The sequence below is a fragment of the Oleiphilus sp. HI0043 genome (genome assembly GCF_001634935.1).
The window spans coordinates 1-227 of record NZ_LWEY01001021.1 but is presented as its reverse complement, the minus strand read 5'-3'; the positions used below and the strand labels follow the sequence as shown (position 1 = coordinate 227).

Annotated in this window: 1 protein-coding gene; it reads left to right on the top strand. The window is 50.7% G+C overall.

Translation table 11 applies throughout. From position 1 onward, the window contains the following. A partial coding sequence (locus A3729_RS10880) for an efflux RND transporter permease subunit (RefSeq protein WP_156497891.1) occupies window positions 1-227 on the top strand: 227 nt, incomplete at both ends.

Genomic DNA, 227 nt, shown 5'->3' with positions numbered 1-227 from the left:
CCTGGAGCATCCGGGAGTAGAATCATCAGTCGCTTTTCCCGGGTTATCACCTAACGGCTTCACGGTATCCTCGAATGAGGGGGTTGTCTTTGTCACCCTAAAGCATTTTGACGAACGCCAAGCACCTGATATGAGTGCTGACGCGATTGCTGGTGCCTTATGGGGGCAGTTTATGGGAATAGATGAAGCCTTTACGGTTATTTTTCCTCCGCCTCCCGTTATCGGTT